The organism is Streptomyces sp. DSM 40868 (assembly GCF_011820545.1).
GTDB lineage: Bacteria > Actinomycetota > Actinomycetes > Streptomycetales > Streptomycetaceae > Streptomyces > Streptomyces eurythermus.
In genome coordinates this window covers 8,014,518-8,034,591 of record NZ_CP050504.1, presented here as the reverse complement: position 1 = coordinate 8,034,591, position 20,074 = coordinate 8,014,518, and the positions used below count along the sequence as shown (strand labels likewise).

The 20,074-nt window shown below is 74.6% G+C and carries 17 protein-coding genes and 1 pseudogene; 9 read left to right on the top strand and 9 right to left on the bottom strand.

The window, feature by feature from the left end:
* Positions 1 to 149: 149 nt before the first annotated feature.
* Complete coding sequence (locus tag HB370_RS36115) at positions 150 to 608, bottom strand: flavodoxin family protein (protein ID WP_030779774.1); 459 nt, start codon at positions 606 to 608, stop codon at positions 150 to 152.
* Positions 609 to 704: 96 nt separating this feature from the next.
* On the opposite strand from HB370_RS36115, the gene HB370_RS36110 reads away from it, so the two are divergent.
* Positions 705 to 1,361, top strand: a complete 657-nt coding sequence (locus HB370_RS36110; RefSeq protein WP_037701213.1) for a class I SAM-dependent methyltransferase — start codon at positions 705 to 707, stop codon at positions 1,359 to 1,361.
* Positions 1,362 to 1,431: 70 nt separating this feature from the next.
* Positions 1,432 to 2,154 (top strand): lipoprotein, encoded by a 723-nt coding sequence (locus HB370_RS36105; RefSeq protein WP_030779782.1) that lies wholly within the window; start codon positions 1,432 to 1,434, stop codon positions 2,152 to 2,154.
* Between the two features lie 23 nt (positions 2,155 to 2,177).
* Here the strand turns inward: HB370_RS36105 and HB370_RS36100 are convergent, their stop codons facing one another.
* A complete protein-coding gene (locus HB370_RS36100) occupies positions 2,178 to 2,810 on the bottom strand; it encodes a GNAT family N-acetyltransferase (protein ID WP_030779784.1) in 633 nt (210 codons plus the stop codon).
* 120 nt (positions 2,811 to 2,930) lie between these two features.
* A pseudogene (locus HB370_RS36095) lies at positions 2,931 to 3,329 on the bottom strand (DUF1996 domain-containing protein); the annotation flags it as partial.
* 192 nt (positions 3,330 to 3,521) lie between these two features.
* Between HB370_RS36095 and HB370_RS36090 the strand changes: the two are divergent.
* The gene (locus HB370_RS36090; protein WP_030779785.1) at positions 3,522 to 4,886 is read left to right on the top strand and encodes an FAD-dependent oxidoreductase; all 1,365 of its coding nucleotides are present in this window, start codon (positions 3,522 to 3,524) and stop codon (positions 4,884 to 4,886) included.
* Between the two features lie 304 nt (positions 4,887 to 5,190).
* Here HB370_RS36090 and HB370_RS36085 read toward each other — a convergent pair whose 3' ends face one another.
* Both HB370_RS36085 and HB370_RS36080 read right to left on the bottom strand, forming a co-directional pair.
* Positions 5,191 to 6,192, bottom strand: coding sequence for a hypothetical protein (locus tag HB370_RS36085; protein WP_030779787.1), 1,002 nt, complete (start codon positions 6,190 to 6,192; stop codon positions 5,191 to 5,193).
* Entirely contained in the window at positions 6,189 to 6,584 is a 396-nt protein-coding gene (locus tag HB370_RS36080) for a PadR family transcriptional regulator (RefSeq protein WP_030779789.1), read from the bottom strand. Before HB370_RS36080 ends, HB370_RS36085 begins: the two co-directional genes overlap by 4 nt.
* Before the next feature lie 258 nt (positions 6,585 to 6,842).
* Here HB370_RS36080 and HB370_RS36075 point away from each other — a divergent pair, with 258 nt between their 5' ends.
* The 4 genes from HB370_RS36075 to HB370_RS36060 all read left to right on the top strand — a co-directional run bounded on the left by HB370_RS36075 (position 6,843) and on the right by HB370_RS36060 (position 14,062).
* On the top strand, positions 6,843 to 8,048 hold the full coding sequence (locus HB370_RS36075; protein ID WP_030779791.1) for a hypothetical protein: 1,206 nt from the start codon (positions 6,843 to 6,845) through the stop codon (positions 8,046 to 8,048).
* Positions 8,049 to 8,079: 31 nt separating this feature from the next.
* Positions 8,080 to 8,355 carry a DUF1232 domain-containing protein gene (locus tag HB370_RS36070; RefSeq protein ID WP_030779793.1) on the top strand — a complete coding sequence of 92 codons (276 nt, stop codon included), beginning with the start codon at positions 8,080 to 8,082 and terminating at the stop codon, positions 8,353 to 8,355.
* Positions 8,356 to 8,494: 139 nt separating this feature from the next.
* Positions 8,495 to 11,047 (top strand): SpoIIE family protein phosphatase, encoded by a 2,553-nt coding sequence (locus tag HB370_RS36065; RefSeq protein WP_037701217.1) that lies wholly within the window; start codon positions 8,495 to 8,497, stop codon positions 11,045 to 11,047.
* Between the two features lie 276 nt (positions 11,048 to 11,323).
* The gene (locus HB370_RS36060; protein ID WP_244405757.1) at positions 11,324 to 14,062 is read left to right on the top strand and encodes a SpoIIE family protein phosphatase/ATP-binding protein; all 2,739 of its coding nucleotides are present in this window, start codon (positions 11,324 to 11,326) and stop codon (positions 14,060 to 14,062) included.
* 84 nt (positions 14,063 to 14,146) lie between these two features.
* On the opposite strand, the gene HB370_RS36055 is transcribed toward HB370_RS36060, so the two are convergent.
* From HB370_RS36055 to HB370_RS36045, 3 genes are all read right to left on the bottom strand, one after another.
* Positions 14,147 to 14,383: a hypothetical protein gene (locus HB370_RS36055; RefSeq protein WP_030779801.1), complete on the bottom strand. Its 237-nt coding sequence runs from the start codon at positions 14,381 to 14,383 to the stop codon at positions 14,147 to 14,149.
* Between the two features lie 101 nt (positions 14,384 to 14,484).
* A complete protein-coding gene (locus HB370_RS36050) occupies positions 14,485 to 15,990 on the bottom strand; it encodes an FG-GAP repeat protein (protein ID WP_167513072.1) in 1,506 nt (501 codons plus the stop codon).
* Between the two features lie 154 nt (positions 15,991 to 16,144).
* Positions 16,145 to 17,986: a glycoside hydrolase family 15 protein gene (locus HB370_RS36045; protein WP_030779806.1), complete on the bottom strand. Its 1,842-nt coding sequence runs from the start codon at positions 17,984 to 17,986 to the stop codon at positions 16,145 to 16,147.
* A gap of 287 nt (positions 17,987 to 18,273) precedes the next feature.
* On the opposite strand from HB370_RS36045, the gene HB370_RS36040 reads away from it, so the two are divergent.
* Together HB370_RS36040 and HB370_RS36035 are read left to right on the top strand one after the other, a co-directional pair.
* Positions 18,274 to 18,480 carry a hypothetical protein gene (locus HB370_RS36040; protein ID WP_030779811.1) on the top strand — a complete coding sequence of 69 codons (207 nt, stop codon included), beginning with the start codon at positions 18,274 to 18,276 and terminating at the stop codon, positions 18,478 to 18,480.
* Positions 18,481 to 18,718: 238 nt separating this feature from the next.
* Entirely contained in the window at positions 18,719 to 19,513 is a 795-nt protein-coding gene (locus HB370_RS36035) for an MBL fold metallo-hydrolase (RefSeq protein WP_037701220.1), read from the top strand.
* 30 nt (positions 19,514 to 19,543) lie between these two features.
* Here the strand turns inward: HB370_RS36035 and HB370_RS36030 are convergent, their stop codons facing one another.
* Positions 19,544 to 20,020, bottom strand: a complete 477-nt coding sequence (locus tag HB370_RS36030; RefSeq protein WP_030779817.1) for a DUF5709 domain-containing protein — start codon at positions 20,018 to 20,020, stop codon at positions 19,544 to 19,546.
* Positions 20,021 to 20,074: the final 54 nt, after the last annotated feature.

The window sequence follows — 20,074 nt, the reverse complement described above, 5'->3', positions numbered from 1 at the left end:
GCCGGTCACCGGGCGCAATCGCACGAGGATCACTCCGGTGGCCGCGCGGAGGAAGCCACTGCTCCCCCGGCCCTTCCCCCGGCGGAAGCCGGTACTCCCCGCACCGCCGCCCGGCGACTGAGCGACTGAGCGATCGCCCGGGCCGCCGCTCAGTCGCCGGGCATCAGTCCCGCCGCGACCGTGGCGCCCAGTTCCCAGCACGCCTCCGTGTCGGCCTTGCCCGGCTCACCGGTGACGGTCACCGGGTCGGCCGCCCGGCGCCAGCCGAGGCCGGTGGTGACGGTCTCGATGGCGCGCACGGCACCGGTGACGTCGTTGCCGCCGTGGACGTAGTAGCCGAAGGGCCGGCCCCTGGTCCCGTCCAGGCAGGGGTAGTACACCTGGTCGAAGAAATGCTTGAGCGCGCCGGACATGTAGCCGAGGTTGGCGGGCGTGCCGAGCAGGTACCCGTCGGCTCCCAGCACGTCGGAGGCGGTGGCCGCCAGGGCCGCCCGGCGTACGACGCGGACGCCCTCGATCTCCGGTGCGGTGGCACCCGACACGGCGGCTTCGAACAGCGCCTGGCAGTTCGGGGACGGGGTGTGATGGACGATCAGCAGGGTAGGCACACCCGGCACCCTGCCGTGCGTCCGCCGCGGGCGCAAACGACGGGCGGCGCAGGGCGGCGCGAGGAACGCTCCGCCGGGGGTGGGAGAGGAGTCGCCATGACCGAGGAGGACGGCCGGACGCCGGCCGCCGTGGTGTTCGACGCGCTGGGCCTGGACTACGAGCGGGCGTTCGCCGATTCCGCGGAGCGCCGGGCGTCCCTGGACTGGCTGCTGGAGCGGCTGGCGCCGGGCAGCAGGGTGCTGGACGTGGGCAGCGGGACGGGCCGGCCGACCGCGCACACGCTCGCCGGGGCCGGGCACCGGGTGCTGGGTCTCGACGTCTCGCCGGTCATGGTGGATCTGGCCACCCGGCAGGTGCCCGGTGCGGAGTTCCGGCTCGCCGACATCCGTGACGCGCCGCTCGCGGAGGCCTCCTTCGACGCGGTGTGCGCGTACTTCTCGCTGCTCCAGATGTCCCGCGCCGAGCAGGCGGCCGTCGTGGCGAAGCTGGCGCGGGTGGTACGGCCCGGCGGCCTGGTCGCGCTGGCCACCGTCCCCCTCGACGTGGAGGACGCCGAGGGTGTCTTCATGGGGCAGCCGATCCGGGTGACCAGTTTCGGCGCGGAGGCGTTCACCGGCCTGGTGACCGGCGCCGGACTGACGGTGCTGGCCGAGGAGTGCTCCCTGTACACCCCCGACCTTCCCGGGGCCACGCCCGAACCGCAGCTGTTCCTGCACGCCCGGCGCCCGGGCCGGCCGCCCGAGGACCGGTGAGCCGCTTTCCGTCCGGCGTTGTCAGTGCTCTCGGCTAGAGTTGCGGCTCCGAATCGAACGGGAGACTACAGTGCAGGTCAGGGTGGGGACAGTCGGCGGTCGTGCGGCCGTCGCGGCGGCGGTCGCGATGCTGCTCGGCGGCTGCGCGGGGGCGGCGGACGACGACGGGAAGACGTCCGCGAGCGCGTCGGCGCACGCGTCGGCGGGCGCCAAAGGGGCGGCGGCCGGGGACACGGGGAGGAAGGCCGCGGCGGCCCGCGGCGGCACCCTCGGCCCGGCCGGTTCGGCCTGTGAACTGCCCGTCAGCTTCGACGTGGCCAAGGACTGGAAGCCCAAGTCCATAGACGCCGAGAAGGAGCTGGCCCAGATCTCGCAGGGCGAGAACGACGACCTGGCCAGGGAGCTGGCCGCGGCCATGCTCCGCCAGGGGCCGGTCACCGCGGCCTGCGAGATAGACGCCAAGCCGTCCGGCACCATCGGCTTCCTGCGCGTGTGGAAGGGCAAGCCCGGCGACGCCGACGCGGGCGGCGTGCTGCGCGCGTTCGTCGCCGCCGAGAAGGACGCCGGCAAGGCGGAGTACCACTCCTTCAGGACCGGCGGCGGTGTCCCGGCCGTGGAGGTGGAGTACGTGTCGACCAACAAGGCCCTGGAGGAGACCAAGAAGGAGAGCGCCTTCGCGGTCGGCACGCCCGACGGCCCGGTCGTCCTGCACCTCGGCGGCATGGACACTCAGGAACACGACGAGATGCTGCCCGCGTTCGAGCTCGCCAAGCAGACGCTCAAGCTCTCCTGAGAGCCGGACGCCGACGGCTCCGCTCAGTCCCTGGCCGTGCTCCGGCCGAGGTAGGTGAGGGGCCCGGCGTCCGGTACGGGGATCGGGTGGAAGCCGACCCGGTCGTAGAACGCGCGGGCGAGGGTGTTGGCGGTGACCATGCCCAGGTGGACCGCCTGGACACCCTGCCCGCGCAGGGCGTCCAGGAAGGTGTGCAGCAACCGTCGGCCATGTCCTCGCCCCTGCCAGCGCGGCAGCAGGTCGATGTGCAGGTGGGCCGGGTAGGCGGCGAGTTCGGGCAGCAGCATCCGCTCCGGGTGGTGCAGCAGCCGGATCATCTCCTCGGTGGGCGTGCGCGGCGGCCCGGCGGGCTCGGGGTAGCGGCCGGCCAGCCGGGGTATCCACACGCGCCGGAAGTCCGCGACGAAGCGTTCGGTGTCCGCGGTGCCGAGGATGTATCCCACGGCCCGGCCCGTGCCGTCGTCCAGTACGAAGGCGAGGTCCGGGTCGAAGTGGCAGTACGGCTCGGCGAAGAGGGACGGCATGAGGTCCGGGTCGGGGTAGATCGCCCGGGAGTCGCCGCCGAGGTGCGCGGTACGGACGCAGACGTCGGCGACGGCGTCCCGGTCGGCGGGGCGGTAGGGCCGGATCACGGGGGCCGGGTCGGGGAAGGACATGACCCCATACTGATCTTGTGGGAGCGCTCCCACAAGAGGTTGTGCCGGGCTACCGGCGTCGGGGCGGCGCCATGGCCGCACGGAAGTCGCCGTGGCCGGCGACGGGTTTGTGCAGCCGCTCGCCAGGACGTCGTAGACGACGCGCTGCACCAGCCGCGGGATGGGCCGGAAGCCCGACGGGCAGGAACCGTCCTCGGCGGCGAAGGCCATATGGGTGCGGTGGTCGGCACTGTCGGTGTCGCGGCCGTCCCAGCGGCTCTGGAACCGGAAGGTGCGCACCACGTCACTGCCCGGCGGGCGCAGCGAATATTCGTCCGTCAGCTGCCGTTCCTCGTAACCGGTGCAGCTCCAGGAGGCGTTGCCGGGGCCGTTGACGAGGACCTTGGCGTCGCCGGTGGCGATGCGCAGCAGGCGCGGCATGGCGGTGACCTTGCCCCTCCCCCGGTCGCGTAGGCGCAACACCGGCCAGTAGGACGCCGACTTGTCGCCCCGGTCCGAGCAGCTGGTACCGGCGCGCGAGGCACCGACCCCCGGGGGCAGGTCGATCCCCGGCTTCCCCCGCGCGGGCACCGGGCGCGCATAAGCCGGTCCTGGACAAGTCATAAGGGCGCCTTATGAGGTCATAGAGCAGACCCCCGTACCAGGTAAGGTCTGCCTTAGTTTAGGCTTCCTGATCAAGTCGCCCATTAAGCGCTCGAAGGGAACCTGATCATGCCGCGCCCCCTGCGGGTAGCCATCGTCGGAGCCGGCCCCGCCGGGATCTACGCCGCCGACGCCCTGCTCAAATCCGAGGTGGCCGCCGACCCCGGTGTGTCCATCGACCTCTTCGAGCGGATGCCCGCCCCGTTCGGCCTGATCCGGTACGGCGTCGCGCCCGACCACCCGCGCATCAAGGGCATCATCACCGCCCTGCACCAGGTGCTCGACAAGCCTCAGATCCGTCTCTTCGGCAACGTCGACTACCCGACGGACCTCAGCCTGGACGACCTCCGCGCCTTCTACGACGCGGTGATCTTCTCCACCGGCGCCATGGCCGACCGCGCGCTGTCCATACCCGGCATCGACCTGGACGGCTCCTACGGCGCCGCGGACTTCGTGTCCTGGTACGACGGTCACCCGGACGTGCCGCGCACCTGGCCGCTCCAGGCGGAGAAGGTCGCCGTGCTCGGTGTCGGCAACGTGGCCCTGGACGTGGCCCGCATCCTGGCCAAGACCGCCGACGAGCTGCTGCCGACCGAGATCCCGCCGAACGTGTACGACGGCCTGAAGGCCAACAAGGCCGTGGAGATCCACGTCTTCGGCCGCCGTGGCCCGGCCCAGGCGAAGTTCAGCCCGATGGAGCTGCGCGAGCTGGACCACTCCCCGAACATCGAGGTCATCGTCGACCCCGAGGACATCGACTACGACGAGGGCTCGATCGAGACCCGGCGCGGCAACAAGCAGGCCGACATGGTCGCCAAGACGCTGGAGAACTGGGCGATCCGGGACGTCGGCGACCGTCCGCACAAGCTCTACCTGCACTTCTTCGAGTCCCCGGCCGAGATCCTCGGCGAGGACGGCAAGGTCGTCGGCCTGCGCACCGAGCGCACCGCCCTGGACGGCACCGGCAACGTCAAGGGCACCGGCGTCTTCAAGGACTGGGACGTCACCGCGGTCTACCGCGCGGTCGGCTACCTCTCCGAGAAGCTGCCCAAGCTGCCCTGGGACGAGGACTCCGGGACCGTGCCGGACGAGGGCGGCCGAGTTGTCGAGGACGGCGGCACCCACCTGCAGTCCACCTACGTCACCGGCTGGATCCGGCGCGGCCCGGTCGGTCTCATCGGCCACACCAAGGGCGACGCCAACGAGACCGTGGCCAATCTGCTGGACGACTACGCGAACGGCCGGCTGCACACGCCGTCCGCGCCCGAGCCGGAGGCCGTGGACGCCTTCCTCGCCGAGCGGAACGTCCGCTTCACCACCTGGGACGGCTGGTACAAGCTGGACGCCGCCGAGCGCGCCCTGGGCGAGCCGCAGGGCCGCGAGCGGGTGAAGATCGTGGAGCGGGAGGACATGCTGCGGGAGAGCGGGGCGTAAGGTCCCGGCCGCACCGAGCGGGCCGCGGGGCCGGCGCGGGGCGCGTTCGATGCCGGACAGCCCGCGCGGCGGCCCCCGGGCGCCCGGTGAGCGGCGGACAGAGGCCGGCCCTGGGTGGCCGGTCAGCCACGGACGAAGTCGCGGCTCCGGGTGCCCGGTCAGGACCGGACAAGGTCGCGGCCCCGGTTGAGCCTCTCAGCGGCGGACAAGGTCGCGTCCCCGGCTGCCCCGCCCGGCGGGGGACAAAGGACCTGTCCCCGGGTGCCCGGCCAGCGGCGGACCAGATCGCGCCCCGGATGCCGGGTCAGCGGCGGACGAGGTCCCGGCCCGCGGTGACGGCCAGGGCCGTGGTCAGCAGGACGAGGGCCGCCGTCTGGCCGAGGCCGCCGCCGCGCACCATGCTGGCTCCGGGCACGTGCAGCCAGGGATACAGGGCCGCGACCCGTACCGCGAGGACGAGCAGGCCGAGCGCGGTCAGGGCGAGGGCGGCCCCGGGAGGCGTACGGTCCGTGCGCCGGGCGTGCCACAGCAGCCAGCCCAGCGCGCCCACCGCGAAGCAGGTGGCGGGCGCCCACACCGCGTCCGCCGCGGACGGCAGCAGCACGACGGACGCACCGGTCACCACGCACCCGGCCAGGAACACCAGCCCCGGTGACCCGGCGGGCAGGCGGGCCGGCGGGGCGTCCCGGTGGTGGGCGGCGCACAGGGCGAGTGCCGGCAGCCAGGCCAGCAGCGCGGCCGTCGTGTCGTACCAGTGCGGACCCGGCGCCATGTCCCCCGTCAGCGGGGCGAGCAGCGGCCACAGGGCGGGCAGGGCCGCGCCGAGCGCGGCGCAGCGGGCCGGGCGGCGGCGGTCGTGCAGCAGCGCGAAGTAGGCCACCGTCCACAGCAGGGGCAGGACCCAGGTCAGCACGGCGACGGCCGTACGGGTCGGGCCCGCGCCGGTGAACCCGGTGACGAACATCTGCCGTCCCTCGGCGCCCCGGGTGAACGTCCAGGTCAGCTCGAGAGCGCGGTCCACGACCACCGAGGCCGCCTGGAGCAGCACGGCGAACAAGGCGAAGAGGCGGGCGGCCGAGCCGAGCAGGGCGTAGGGGCGGGGCGCGCCGGGCGCGCCGAGCCGGCAGCGCACGGCGAGCGCCACGATACTGGTCGTCTCGCCGAGCGTGGGCCAACTCTGGTCCTGGGTGTCACGGTCGAGGTCCCCGAGGTAGGTCTCGACCATCTCCTCCTCCCGTTCGCGCCGGTAGTAGGCGGGCAGCAGGCGCAGGACGGCGCGGTAGCGGGCTTCCAGCAGCGTGGTCATGCGTAGCCTCCCGCGAGTCCGGGCGGAGTGGGGGGTTCGAGGCCGGCCGGGCCCTCGGCGGCGGGACGGGCCGGGGTGCCGGCGCTGCGGCCCTCGGCGATGCGCCGCTTGGCGGCTCCGGCGCCGGCGGCCATCCGCTCGGCCTCCGCGTCGAGTGCCGTCACGCCCTCGTCGGTGAGCCGGTAGTAGCGCCGCAGCCGGCCCTGCCGCACCTCCTCGCGGTCCAGCACGATCAGGCCGTCCGCGGTGAGCCGGTCCAGCACGCCGTACAGCGTGCCGACCCGTAGCCGCACCTCCCCGTCGGACAGTTCCTCCACCTCGCGCAGGATGCCGTAGCCGTGCCGGGGCTGGTCGGCGAGTGCCGTGAGGACGAAGAACGCCGCACGGGTCATGCTCTTCGCTGTCATGCGGCCAGAATATATCGGCACCCGATATATATCGCGGGAACAGCTCCCCCGGTCTTCCGTTCGGGCGTACCAGCGCGCCGTACCGGGTCCGGGCGTACGCCGTACCGCACACGGGCTTACGGGCGCCTGCCGGTGCGCCGGGCGTGCCCCCGGGCGACGCGCGGGGTTCGGCCCCCGCGCCCGGGTCGCGCCGCCGAGCGGTGATACTGGGAGGCGCACCCGCCCCCATCAGCAGATTGGCTCATGTCGAACTCCGCCACCGACCACGCCACCGTCCCGCAGACCCTCTGGGCGGTGCGGGGCCGCCACACCGGTCCCGCCCCCGAGGAGGTCGTCCGCCGCACCCTGCGCCGGCACAAGGAGAGCGGGGACATCGACGACTTCGCCGAGCCGCCCGCGGCCGGGGATCCCGGCCGCGGGGTCTTCGAGGCCCGATGGCGGGCCGGCGGCACGGTGACCGTGCGGGCCCGGCTGACCCTGCTGCCGCCGCAGGGCCGGCCGCAGGGGCAGGAGTGGCGGCTGGTCGCGGAGGCGGAGCGGCCGTGGGACGACGCCTGGCCCTCGCCCGCGACCCTGTTCTGGCCCGACGGCGGCTCCACCGACGACGGCTCCTGGGACCACCACCCCTCGGTGCCCGGCCTGCGCTTCCGGCACGTCAACCCACTGCCCGAGGACGACAAGGAGATGCGTCGCCGGCTGCGCGACGCGGCCCGGGAGGCGTGGTGTGTCCATGTCGTCGTGCACGAGGCGATGACACCGGACGAGCGGGGCCGGCTGCCGCTGACGGCACTGCTCCCGCCCGGCCTGCGGCACCGCGTGATCGAGCACCGGGCCACCCCGCAGCAGTTCCGCGGGGTCAACTGGGCGCTGAAGGACCTGGGCGTCGAGGTGCCGCGCGGCGGCGCGGTCCTGCTGCCGCCGGACCCGGCGCCCAAGGACTACGACGGCCGGGAGCACCGCGTGCGCAACGTCTTCCTGGACGGCTCGGAACCGGCCGAACTCGTCGCGGCGCTACGGCACTTCGTCGCCCTGCCCCGCCCCCTGTCCCAGGACGCCGCCGACGCGCTGACGGACCTGCGCGAGAACTGGACCCTGATGACCCTCCAGGAGCAGCTGGAGCGCGAGCGGCGGCTGGTCGCGATGTACGCCGACGCGCTGGAGGCCATGACGAAGTCCCGGGACCTGTACAAGCAGGCCGCCGAGCAGGCGCTGGAGGCCCTGGCCGCCTACCGGGACGTACCCCCGCCCGTCCTGCCGCAGCAGCGGCCCGACTCCCGGACACCGGGTACGCTGCACCAGCTGACGCGGACGTTCGAGCGGCTCAAACTGCCCGTGTGGGGACGCCGGCAGCCGGAACCCGCCCAGGACGAGGACGCCCCGTCCGGCGCGGCCGACGACACCGGCGCACCGGCCGGCACAACGGCGCCGGGGGACGGGAAGCCGTCCTGACCCTCCCGGACGGCCAGGACAAGGAGCCCCGATGGACACGACCACCACCCTGCTGCTGATCGCGGCCTGCGTGGCGGCGGTGCTGCTCGCCGCCGCCGTGGCCCTGCTGGTGCGGCTGGTGCGGGCCCGGCGCACGCTGCGGCGGGCGGGCCTGCCGACGGGCCCGCGGTGGGTGTTCTGGGGCGCGGTCGCCTATCTGCTGCTGCCCACCGACCTGCTGCCCGACCCGGTGTACCTGGACGACATCGGCGTTCTGCTCCTCGCCCTGCGCAGCCTGCCGGTGCCGCGCCGGACGCCCGGGAACTGACGGCCGCCGTCGGCTGACCTCCGGCGATACCGGAGGCGATACCGGAGAACGTACGCGGCCGCCCGGGTGCGTCCCCCGCCTCTCGTGGCGCATTCTTGCTGTGTCATCCAGCGCGGGCACACGGGACGAGGTGGGGCCGATGGCTGGGAGCGGCGAGCGGGCGGGGCGTACGCGGGACCGGCTGGCCACGCTGCTGGCCGATGCCTCGGCGGCCGTGCTCGGCACGGCCGGCGGCCGGGCGACGGGCGTGTACCTGCGGTCGGATGCCCCGGACGTGCTGCGCCTGGCGGTGCTGACGGGACTGCCCGGCCCGCTGTTCCGGTCCTGGTGGCGGCTGCACGTCGACCGTCCGTTCCCGGTGGCCGACGCCTACCGGCGGGGCGGCCCGGTGGTCCTGCCGAACGCCACGGAGACGATGCGCCGGTACCCGCAGTTCGCCGCCGGTCTGCCCTTCCCGTTCGGCTCGGCGCATGTGCCGGTGCCGGGCGGGACGCGGCCGCTCGGGGTGCTGACGGTGCTGTGCCCGGCGCTGACGGACACCGGGGACGAACTCCTCGACCAAGGGCTGCTGGTGCGGCTGGCCGAGGGTCTGGGCGCCGAGCTGCTCGGCCTGGCCGGCGGGGACGAGGGCGCGGTCCGCTGGGACGAGGCGCCGGTCTGCGTACGGCCGCCCCCGAGCCGGACCGCGCGGCCCGCCGTGGGACGCTTCAGCTGGGACCCGGCGACCTCCCTGGTGCGCGCGGACGACCGGCTGCACGCCCTGCTCGGCCGGGACCCCGGCGCGTTCACGGGGACGGCCGACGCGCTCGCCGACGCCCTGGCGCCGGCCGACGCGCACCGGATCCTGGCCGCGCTGCGCGACACCGCGGCCGGGAGACCCCCGGGCGCGCCGCTGACCCTGCGGGCCGGGGACGGCACACCGCGGCTGCTGGACCTGTGGCCGGCGGACGCCCCGGGCGCCGGGCCCGCCGTCACCGGCGTGGTGTTCCACGCCGGCCCTGCCGCCTTCGCCGAGGCCGTGGCCGACCCGCTGCCGCAGGGCGTGCTCTGCCTGGACCGGCTGGGGCTGATCGTGTACGCCAACCCGGCGGCGGCCCGGCTCGTGGGCCGGTGCCGGGAGCGGCTGCTCGGGCGTGCGCTGTGGGACGCGCTGCCCTGGCTGTCCGGACCGCCGTACGACGACCACCTGCGCGGCGCCCTGCTCGCGCCGGAGTCCGTGTGCTTCCACGCGCGGCGGCCGGCCGGCGACGGGGACGGCCCCGGCGAGGGTGACTGGCTGGCCGTGTCGGTGCACCCGGGGGCGGACCTGCTGACCTGCACGCTCGTCCCGGCCAGCCGCATGGACCCGGCGACCGGTCCGCCGGCCCGGGCGCACCCGGACGAGGGGGCGGAGCCGGACGACCGCTCGATGGCACCGCTGTACCGGCCGATCGCGCTGGCCATCGCGCTGACCGACGCGGTGACCGCCCGGCAGGTGTCGGCGGTGGTCGTACGGGAGCTGCTGCCCGCGTTCGGCGGCCGCCGGCTGGCCATCTATCTGCTCCAGGAGCGGCGGCTCCACCTGGCCTGGGAAACCGGGTTCCCGCAAGGCTTCCTCGACCCGTTCGAGGGCGTCGGCCTCGACGCGCGGATCCCGGGGGTGGAGACCCTGACCACCGGCCGGCCGCTGTTCTTCGAGTCCATGGCGCAGCTCGGGGCGGCCTATCCGGGGCTCGCCCTCGACGCGGAGGTGGGGGCGCGCGCCTTCCTGCCGCTGATCGCCTCGGGGCGGCCGGTGGGTTCCTGCATCCTGGGCTTCGACCGGCCGCGCGGGTTCAGCGCGCAGGAGCGTACGGTGCTCACCGCGCTCGCCGGGCTGATCGCGCACGCGATGGAGCGGGCCCGCCGCTACGACAGCGAGGCGGCCCTCGCCCGCGGGCTCCAGGAGGCGCTGCTGCCGCGCCGGCTGTCGGCACACCCGGGGGTGGAGACAGCGGGCCGCTATCTGCCGGGGACGCAGGGCATGGACGTGGGCGGGGACTGGTACGACGTGGTGGAGTCCGGGGACGGGCTGTCGCTGGTCATCGGCGATGTGCAGGGGCACGGGGTGCAGGCGGCGGCCACCATGGGCCAGTTGCGCAGCGCCGTGCGGGCGTTCGCGCTGGGCGACCGGCCGCCGGACGAGGTGCTCAGCGGCACCAATCATCTGCTGATCGGCCTGGATCCGGGCCAGTTCGCCAGTTGCTGCTGTCTGCGGCTGGACCCCGCGACCGGTCGGACCCTGATCGCCCGGGCGGGTCATCTGCCGCCGCTGCTGCGCTGCCCGGACGGCCGTACCCGGGTGCTGGACGTTCCCGGGGGTGTCGTCCTCGGGGTGGATCCGCACGCCCGGTACCCGGTGACGGAGCTGGTGCTGGTGCCGGACGCGATCCTGGCCCTGTACACCGACGGTCTGGTGGAGCGGCCCGGCGCCGACATCGACGAGGGCATCGCGGAGCTGCGGCTGGCGCTGGCCAAGGCCGGTGCCGCCGTGGGCCGGCGTGGCGGGACGCGCGCGCGGTCCCTGGGCGCGGTCGCCGACCGGCTCACCGACGCCGCCCGGTTCGCCGCCGACCGCCCGGACGACGTGGCCCTCCTGCTGGCAGCCCGCCACCCGGCGCCCCCGGTCCCGGGCCGCCACGGCCGCGGCCCGGCGCCCCTCTACGGCCCGTAAGCCGACCCCGCCATGGCCCCGGCCCTCCGGTACGGCCTCTGAGTCGGCCGAGCCGCCACCCTGACCCCGCCCCCGATGCACCGTACCGCCACCCTGACCCCGCCCCCCCCCGTACACCGAACCGTCACCCTGACCCCGCCCCGTTCCGGACCGCTTCCGGGGCCTCTCGTACGGTCCGTGGCCGCTCCCGGTGCCGGTCGGGTGCCCTCCGGTCGGCCGTCGGCGCCCCGGGTGACGCTCTCGCCTCACGGCGCCGGGCAGTGTAGACATGGGCACATGGTGCGACTGCCCGGCCGGTCCGCTCCCCGGCCGTCCCGAGCGTTCGGGCACCCGCGCGCACCGCACAGCCCGCCGCGCCAGGCCCGCGGACCGGGCGGCAGCCGGTCCGGGGTGCTCCGGTCGGCGGTGACCGGGCGCAGCGTGGCCGGCCAGGTGTTCCTCCTCCAAGTGGTGATCGTGCTGCTGCTGGTCGTCTCGGCGGTGGTGGCCCAGGTGCTCCAGGTACGGCACGACACCGACGTGGAGGCCGGCAACCGCTCCCTGGCCGTGGCGCAGACCTTCGCCAACGCGCCGGGCACGGCCGAGGCCCTGCGCTCCCCCGATCCCACGGCCGTGCTCCAGCCGCGCGCGGAGGCCGCGCGCACGGCGACCGGCGTGGACTTCGTCGTGGTGATGAACACCCAGGGCATCCGCTACACCCACCCCAAGACCGACCGCATCGGCAAGAAGTTCGTCGGCACGATCGCCCCGGCCCTGGCGGGCCGCACGGTCACCGAGCACATCACCGGCACGATCGGCCCGCTGGTGCAGGTCGTGGTGCCGGTGCGGGATCCGTCGGGCAAGGTGGTGGGGCTGGTGTCCGCCGGGATCACCACCGCGCACGTGGGCGGCACCGCCGACCGGCAGCTGCCGCTGCTGCTCGCGGCGGCCGCCGCCGCGCTGGCGCTGGCCACCGCGGGCACGGCCCTGGTCAGCAGGCGGCTGCTGCGCCAGACGCACGGCCTGGGACCGTACGAGATGACCCGGATGTACGAGCACCACGACGCGGTGCTGCACGCGGTCCGGGAGGGGGTCCTGATCGTCGGCGGCGACGGCCGGCTGCTGCTCGCCAACGACGAGGCCCACCGGCTGCTGGACCTGCCCGCGGACGCCGAGCGGCGTCATGTGCTCCAGCTGGGCCTGGACGACGAGACGGCGGGCCTGCTGGCCTCGGGGCGGGTCGCCACGGACGAGGTGCACCTGGTCAAGGACCGCCTGCTGGCGATCAACCAGCGGCCCACCGATCTGCGCGGCGGCCCGGCCGGCAGCGTCACCACGCTGCGCGACTCCACCGAGCTGCGCGCCCTGTCGGGCCGGGCGGAGGTGGCCCGGGAGCGGCTGAACATGCTCTACGACGCCGGGGTGGGCATCGGTACCAGCCTGGACGTGGCCCGGACCGCCGAGGAGCTGGCCGCCCTGGCGGTGCCCCGGTTCGCGGACTTCGCCACCGTGGACCTGTTCGACGCGGTGCTGGGCGGGGAGGAGCCCCGCCCGGGCACGGCGCTGCGCCGCACGGCCTGCGCGGGGGTACGCGAGGACTCCCCGCTGTACCCGGCCGGTGCGCGGATCCGGTTCGTGCCCACCTCGCCGCAGGCCCGGGCGCTGACCACCGGGCAGTCGGTGGTGGTGGAGCGGCTGCGCGAGGCGCCCGGCTGGCGGGCGCAGGATCTGGAGCGCACCGACCAGGTGCTGGACTACGGCATCCACTCGCTGATCACCGTGCCGCTGCGGGCGGGCAGTCTGGTGCTGGGCCTGGTGAACTTCTGGCGGGCGGAGAAGCCGCAGCCGTTCGACGCCGAGGAGGTGTCCCTGGCGGAGGAGCTGGTGGCGCGGGCGGCGGTGTCCATCGACAACGCCCGCCGGTACACCCGCGAGCACAGCATGGCCGTCACCCTCCAGCGCAGTCTGCTGCCGCGCTCCCTGCCGGAGCAGGGCGCCCTGGAGATCGCCTACCGCTATCTGCCGGCCCAGGCGGGGGTGGGCGGCGACTGGTTCGACGTGCTGCCGCTGTCGGGGGCCCGGGTGGCGCTCGTGGTCGGGGACGTGGTGGGGCACGGGCTGCACGCGGCGGCGACGATGGGACGGCTGCGGACGGCCGTGCACAACTTCTCGGCGCTCGACCTGCCGCCGGACGAACTGCTCGGTCTGCTGGACGAGCTGGTGGGGCGGCTCGACCAGGACGAGACCCAGGCGGCGGGCGGTGCCGTGGTGACGGGCGCGACCTGTCTGTACGCGATCTACGATCCGGTGTCCCGGCGGTGCACCGTGGCCCGGGCCGGTCATCCGCCGCCCGCGCTGGTGCTGCCGGACGGTGCGGTGGAGTTCCCGGACGTGCCGGCGGGTCCCCCGCTGGGGCTTGGCGGGCTGCCGTTCGAGACGGCGGAGCTGGAGCTGGCGGAGGGCAGCCGGCTGGTGCTGTACACCGACGGTCTGGTCGAGGACCGGGAACGGGACATCGACGAGGGGCTCGCCCTGCTGGGCGACGCGCTGCGGCGGGCGCCGGGCGCCTCGCCGGAGGAGACGTGCCGGGCGGTGCTGGACCGGCTGCCGGCCCGACCGAGCGACGACGTGGCGCTGATCGTGGCCCGTACCCGGGTGCTGGGCGGTGACCGGGTGGCCGAGTGGCAGGTGCCGTCCGATCCGGCGGCGGTGTCCGAGGTGCGGTCCTCGGTGACCCGGCGGCTGGCCGACTGGGGTCTGGAGGAGCTCGCGTTCACCACGGAGCTGATCCTGAGCGAGCTGGTCACCAACGCCATCCGCTACGGGCGTGGCCCGATCGGGGTGCGGCTGCTGCGGGACCGGGCGCTGATCTGCGAGGTCTCCGACCGCAGCACGACCTCACCGCACCTGCGGTACGCGGCGAGCACCGACGAGGGCGGCCGGGGCCTGTTCCTGGTGGCCCAGCTCGCCGAACGCTGGGGCACCCGCTACACCCCCAACGGCAAGGTCATCTGGGCGGAACAGCCGCTGCCGTGAGCAAGGTCGCGGGCCGACGGCCGGACGGCCCCGCGCGGGCGCGGGGCCGTCCCAGGTGCGCGTGCGCTCCGGCGGGAGCGGCGGTCAGCCGCCGTTGAGGCGGGAGCGGAGCAGTTGCTTGCCCAGTTCCGCGCCCTTGCGGCTGTCGGACTGGGCCTTGCGGAACAGTTCCACGACTTCCTTGTCCCCGTCCCGCTCGGCGTCCTGGATGTACTGCTCCAGCCGCAGGGCGTTGCTCAGGCACGCCTCGACGTACCAGATGAGGTTGTAGTCCTTGTCGCGGGTGCCGGTGACGTCGCCGGTCTCGCTGGTGCTGGTCATCCGGGGTCTCCTCCTTCGGTCGAGACTTGGGTCGATTCCGCTGTGGGAGACCCCGGGTACCCGTGCGACCTGCGGACACACCGGCCGATCGGCGGGTGCCGCTACTCGTCGATCACCGCGCCGAAGCGGGCCGCGTGGGCGGGCGCGCCGAGGCCGGCCGCGCCGTAGGACCAGGAGCCCTCGGCGAGCGGCCCGGTGCCGCTCGCGGGGAGCAGCCACACGGCGCCGTCGCCGGCGTTCTCGCCGGGCGCGGCGGCCAGCAGTTCGGCGCGGCCGTCGCCGTCGGTGTCCGCGAGGCGGACCTGGGCGCCCCAGGCGTCGTCGGCCTCGGCCGTGCCGGGGACGCGGGCGGTGTTCTGGTCGAAGGAGCGGGCGTGGTCGCCGGTCAGGCCGGCGCGGGAGCCGCGCAGCAGCCAGACGGCGCCCGCGTCGGCGGTCTCGCCCACGTCCTCGCCGGGCGCGCCGACCGCCACGTCCGCGTAGCCGTCGCCGTCCGCGTCGGCGACGGACAGGTCGGCGCCCCACGCGTCGCCCGGTTCGGCGGTGCCGGGGACGCCCGGGGAGTTCTGCGACCACCACTGCGGGGCGGTGCCGGGGCCCTGGGTGCCGGCCGGGCCGCCCGCGCCGCCGTAGTAGACGCCGATCAGGCCGCCGGGCGCGTCGGTGTCGCCGGTGGCCTCGTCGGCGGCGCTCACCTGGCCGAGGACGAGGTCGTCGTAGCCGTCGTGGTCGATGTCGCCGGAGGCGGAGCCGAGGCCGCCGTGCAGATCCCGCCGGTAGGCGAGGCCCTCGGGGCCGCCCGCGTAGTACGCCGACCAGCCCTTGGTGCAGTCGTCGTCGGGGCTGTAGCCGGAGACGACCAGGTCGGCGAAGCCGTCGCGGTCGTAGTCGCCGGTGGTGACGTGGCCGGGCTGGAGGCGGTGGCCGGTGGAGTGCGGGGCGGCGACCCGGCGCAGGACGCCCGCGTGCCAGGTGAACGCGGTGAGGCCGACGTTCTGGTCGACCGCCACGAGTTGGTCGGAGGCGGTGTCGCCGGTGAACCTGGCGGCGGCGACCGCCAGGCCGAAGCGGGCGCCGGCGGCGGGCCGGGCGGCGGTGACCGAGGCGTTCGGTCCGGTGCCGAGGCCCTGCTTCGAGCCGTACAGGACGGTGACCCGGCCGGCGTCGGCGACGGTGCCCTCGTCCTCGCCGGGCGCGCCGATCACCGCGTCGTCGTAGCCGTCGCCGTCGAGGTCGCCGGTGGCGACGGACTGGCCGAAGTCGTCCCATGCCTCGGAGGCGCCGGGCACGCCCGGGGTGGACTGGCTGACGACCTGGACCCGCCCCTTGGGGACGGTGGTGCCAGTGCCGATGCCGTTCGGGGCGCCGTACTGCACGGTGACGTATCCGGCGCCCTCCTTGCCGTCGACGGTGCCCTCGGGGACGCCGATGAGCAGGTCGGTGTAGCCGTCGCCGTCGAAGTCGCTGTTGCGGTCGGCGGCCGTGGTGCCGCCGGGGACGCCGGCGAACGCGGCCGGGGCGGCGAGCACGCCCGCCGAGGCCAGCAGCAGGAAGGAGGCCGCGGTCACGGCGGCGGAGCCCGCGATGTGACGGGTGCGGTCGGTCATGTCCCTTACTCCCGAATGTCTGTGATGGTCCGTCAGCCGGCTGGTCGGTGCCGGTGCGTGGTTGGACCCGGCGGGGGCGGGGGTGGTTGTGGGGCGCGGACCGGCTGTGACACGGCGGTGACAGCCGTTGCCGGGCCGGGACACGCCGGGCGGTTCAGCCGAGGGCGCGGTCCAGGTTGAACGCGGCGCTGATCAGGGACAGGTGGGTGAACGCCTGCGGGAAGTTGCCCTGTTGCTCGCCGGTGCGGCCGATCTCCTCGGCGTACAGGCCGAGGTGGTTGGCGTAGGTGAGCATCTTCTCGAAGGCCAGCCGCGCCTCGTCGACCCGGCCCGCTCGGACCAGCGCCTCGACGTACCAGAACGAGCAGATGGAGAAGGTGCCTTCGTCGCCGCGGAGGCCGTCGGGGCTGACCTTCGGGTCGTAGCGGTAGACGAGGGAGTCGGAGACGAGGTCCTCGGTGAGGGCGTCCAGGGTGGACAGCCACTTGGGGTCGGTGGGGGCGATGAACTTGGCGAGGGGCATCATCAGCACCGAGGCGTCGAGGACGTCGGCGCCCTCGTACTGGACGAACGCGCCGCGCCGGGCCGACCAGCCGCGGTCCATGATCCGCCGGTAGATGGCGTCCCGGGCCTGGCGCCAGCGGCGGTGGTCGGCGGGCAGCCCGCGGTGGTTGGCCAGCCGGATGGCCCGCTCGATGGCGACCCAGCACATCAGCCGGGAGTACAGGAAGTTCTTGCGTCCGCCGCGGGTCTCCCAGACGCCCTCGTCGGGCTGGTCCCAGTTGTCGCACAGCCAGTCGACCAGGTCGCACAGGTCGTCCCACTGCCCGCTGGAGATGGGCTGCGCCCACTTGTCGTAGAGGTAGACCGAGTCGATCAGCGCGCCGTAGATGTCCAGCTGGAGCTGGCCGGCGGCGGCGTTGCCGACCCGGACCGGTGCGGAGCCTAGGTGTCCCTCCAGGTGGGGCAGCTCGCGTTCGGGCAGGTCGGCGCGGCCGTCGATGCCGTACATGATCTGCAGCGGGCCCGAGGCGGCGCCGTCGCCGGGGCTGATGTGCGTGGTCAGGAACTTCATGAAGGCCTCGGCCTCGCCGCTGAAGCCGAGCCTGAGCAGCGCGTAGACGGCGAAGGCGGCGTCGCGGACCCACACATAGCGGTAGTCCCAGTTGCGCTCGCCGCCGAGCTGCTCGGGCAGGCTGGTGGTGGGCGCGGCGACGATGGCCCCGGTGGGGGCGTAGGTGAGCAGCTTCAGGGTGAGGGCCGAGCGGTGCACCATCTCGCGCCAGCGGCCCCGGTAGCGGGACTGGTGCAGCCACCGGCGCCAGTAGGCGACGGTGGCGTTGAACTCGTGCTCCGCCTCGGCGTGGGCGCAGCCGCGGGGCGGCACCCGCGCGCCGACCTGGTCGAGGGCGAACACCGCCGTCTCGCCCTCGGTCAGCTTGAACTCGGCCCGCGCGTCCCGGCCGTCGGTCTCCACGGTGACGGTCGAGGTGAGCGCCAGGGACAGGGCCGGGGACTCGAAGAAGACCATGCCGTCCGCGGTGCGCAGGGAGTGCGGGGCGGCGCCGTAGTCGAAGCGCGGTGCGATCAGGGCCCGGAACGGGACGGTGCCGCGCACGCACACCACGCGCCGGATCAGCCGGTGCCGGCTCACCTCGCGCGACTCGTCGCAGCCGACGGGCATGAAGTCCTGCACCTCGCCGACGCCCTCGTCGGTGAAGAACCGGGTGATCAGCACGTTGGTGTCGGGGAAGTAGAACTGTTTGGTGCGTGCGGGGACGGCGGCGGCCAGCTCGTAGCGTCCGCCGCGCTCGGCGTCGAGGATCGCCGCGAAGACGCTCGGGCAGTCGAAGGAGGGGCAGCAGTACCAGTCGATCGTGCCGTCGGTGCCGACCAGGGCCACGCTGCGCAGGTCGCCGATGAGGCCGTGGTCGGCGATGGGCAGGTAGCGGGGGCGGGGGCTGGGGGCGTCCTCGGCGAACGGCGTCGCGGCCATCGGCGGCCTCCCGGTGAGCGGTGCGGGGCGTTTTCTCCGCTTGCGGATGCCGGCCGGCTGCGGGCGTTCTCTCCGTTCGCGGGTGTCTCCCGTGCGCGGGGCGTTTCCCGCGTACGGGATGTTTTCCAGCTTAGGAGGGAGTGGTTCGCCGTGGCGCGGGAACGCGCTCCGCACCCGCCCCCGGCGCCTTCCGGATGCAGGGTGCGCCGGGGCGGGCAATGGTGAGAGTGTGCCCCGTTCGGAGGCACCGGCACGGATGCGGTCATCCGGACCGAGGAGGAGGCATCATGTCGGCATCCACACCCGAAGAGTCCCGCGCGTCGGACGACGTCCGCACCCCGGACGCCCTGCTCCACTCCGCGCCCGCCGGGAACGTCAGCGCCGAGGACCTGGTGATGGCGGCGGGCCGGGACGTCACGCCCAAGAACCTGGCCTGGGCGCGTCGCAAGCTGGAGTCGGAGGGCTCGGCGGCCATCGAGAAGCTGCTGCCCTAGGGCGGTCCGGGGAACCGGCGCGAGAGGACGGGAGGAACAGGCCGGCGGGCCGGGCGCGAGCGGCGCCCGGCCCGCGCTCGCTGTCCGGCGCACCATCGTCGCGGCACCGGCCCGTTCCGGCGAACCGGCCTTTCGACGCGCGCCCGTTCGGGCGCACCTGCACACGTGATCACTTTGGCGAACGATCGTGTGCTAATTTTTTGGCAACCGGTCGTTCGCTAAAACAAGGGGTGGGTTCATGCGTGTCCGATGGCTGGGCTGGGCCGGGGTGGAGATCGAGGCGAGCGGCGAGAGCCTGGTCATCGACCTGCTGGGCGAGCCCGAGGGGGTACTGGGGGGTAGCGGGCTCTCGGCGCCCCTGCCGAAGGTCGTGCGCCCGCGCACGGAGGGGAACGCGCTCGCCGGGCTCTGCACCCACCTGCACCGGGACCACGCGGACGCCGCCGCCCTGGCCCGCGCCCTGCGTCCCGGCGCACCGGTCCTGCACCCAGGGTCGTTCGGCGGCGACGACCACGAGAACCTGTGGCTGCTCCAGGCCGACGGCGAACTCACCGCGCGGCAGCTGCCCAGGCGCACGACGGCTCCCTGGGAGACCGTCACCATCGGGCCGTTCACCATCGCCGCCGTGCCCGCCGTCGACGGCATCGGCGACCCCCAGGTCTCCTGGGCCGTCGAGGCCGGCGGCAAGCGCGTGATCCACCTGGGCGACAGCATGTTCCACGGCTACTGGTGGCGCGCCGCCCACCGGTACGGCCCCTTCGACGCCGTACTGACCCCGATCAACGGGCCGGCCCTGTGCTTTCCGCACTGCTCACCGCCGAGCCCCTACCCCGGAGCCCTGGACGCCCGCCAGGCGGCGGTGGCCGCACGGCTGCTCGGGGCGAAGGCCGTCCTGCCCATCCACTACGACGGCTTCCACATCGACGGCGTCTACCACACCGAGCCCGGGGAGCTCTCCCGCTTCCTGGACGCGGCGGCCGCGGAGCCGTACGAGGTCCTCACCCCCGCACTCGGCGAGGGCCTGACCCTCTGAATCGGCCTGGCGGGAGGCCGCCGGGCGGGTTCAGGGCTCCTCCTCCACCACGTGGACCGCCGCCTCCTCGGCGCCCGCCGCGCCCCCGTCGATGCCGACGTCCCGGGCGACCTCCTCCTTGGTGGTGTCGGTGTGGCTGCCCTCGTCGGGGGCGACCAGGCGGCCCGCGCGGACGGTGCCGGCCTCGGGGTCGAGTGGTTCGCCCTCGCCGCCGGGCAGGTCGCCGATCTCGTCGCCGGGCGGCGCGGAGACGTCCGGGACCTCCTGGCCGAGCCGTTCGTCGAGGGTCTCCCCCTCGTGCTGCTCGGCGGCGGTGGTGCCGTGCTTGGTGACGCCCAGCGGGCGTTCGGGCGGGGAGTAGCCCTCGTCCAGCATGTCGTCGTAGGTGCGTTCACCGACCGCGTCCTGCAGGTCCAGCGGTCCGGCGTCCTCCTGTTCCTCGTTGCCGCCGGTCGGCTGGTAGGTGTCGTCCGCCATGGGGGTCTGCTCGGACTGCTGGTCGCTCATGGTCGCCTCCTGAGGGTTCTCGGACCGTCCTGATCCGCGTTTCCCCCGGCCGGG

Excerpts from the sequence above, each read along its gene's own strand:
- HB370_RS36080 (WP_030779789.1), bottom strand. The coding sequence starts at position 6,584 with ATGACCCGTGCGGCGTTCTTCGTCCTCACGGCACTCGCCGACCAGCCC.
- HB370_RS36040 (WP_030779811.1), top strand. The coding sequence starts at position 18,274 with ATGTCGGCATCCACACCCGAAGAGTCCCGCGCGTCGGACGACGTCCGC.
- HB370_RS36030 (WP_030779817.1), bottom strand. The coding sequence starts at position 20,020 with ATGAGCGACCAGCAGTCCGAGCAGACCCCCATGGCGGACGACACCTAC.
- HB370_RS36100 (WP_030779784.1), bottom strand. The coding sequence starts at position 2,810 with ATGTCCTTCCCCGACCCGGCCCCCGTGATCCGGCCCTACCGCCCCGCC.
- HB370_RS36055 (WP_030779801.1), bottom strand. The coding sequence starts at position 14,383 with ATGACCAGCACCAGCGAGACCGGCGACGTCACCGGCACCCGCGACAAG.
- HB370_RS36110 (WP_037701213.1), top strand. The coding sequence starts at position 705 with ATGACCGAGGAGGACGGCCGGACGCCGGCCGCCGTGGTGTTCGACGCG.
- HB370_RS36075 (WP_030779791.1), top strand. The coding sequence starts at position 6,843 with ATGTCGAACTCCGCCACCGACCACGCCACCGTCCCGCAGACCCTCTGG.
- HB370_RS36050 (WP_167513072.1), bottom strand. The coding sequence starts at position 15,990 with ATGACCGACCGCACCCGTCACATCGCGGGCTCCGCCGCCGTGACCGCG.
- HB370_RS36070 (WP_030779793.1), top strand. The coding sequence starts at position 8,080 with ATGGACACGACCACCACCCTGCTGCTGATCGCGGCCTGCGTGGCGGCG.
- HB370_RS36045 (WP_030779806.1), bottom strand. The coding sequence starts at position 17,986 with ATGGCCGCGACGCCGTTCGCCGAGGACGCCCCCAGCCCCCGCCCCCGC.
- HB370_RS36065 (WP_037701217.1), top strand. The coding sequence starts at position 8,495 with ATGGCTGGGAGCGGCGAGCGGGCGGGGCGTACGCGGGACCGGCTGGCC.
- HB370_RS36060 (WP_244405757.1), top strand. The coding sequence starts at position 11,324 with ATGGTGCGACTGCCCGGCCGGTCCGCTCCCCGGCCGTCCCGAGCGTTC.
- HB370_RS36085 (WP_030779787.1), bottom strand. The coding sequence starts at position 6,192 with ATGACCACGCTGCTGGAAGCCCGCTACCGCGCCGTCCTGCGCCTGCTG.
- HB370_RS36035 (WP_037701220.1), top strand. The coding sequence starts at position 18,719 with ATGCGTGTCCGATGGCTGGGCTGGGCCGGGGTGGAGATCGAGGCGAGC.
- HB370_RS36090 (WP_030779785.1), top strand. The coding sequence starts at position 3,522 with ATGCCGCGCCCCCTGCGGGTAGCCATCGTCGGAGCCGGCCCCGCCGGG.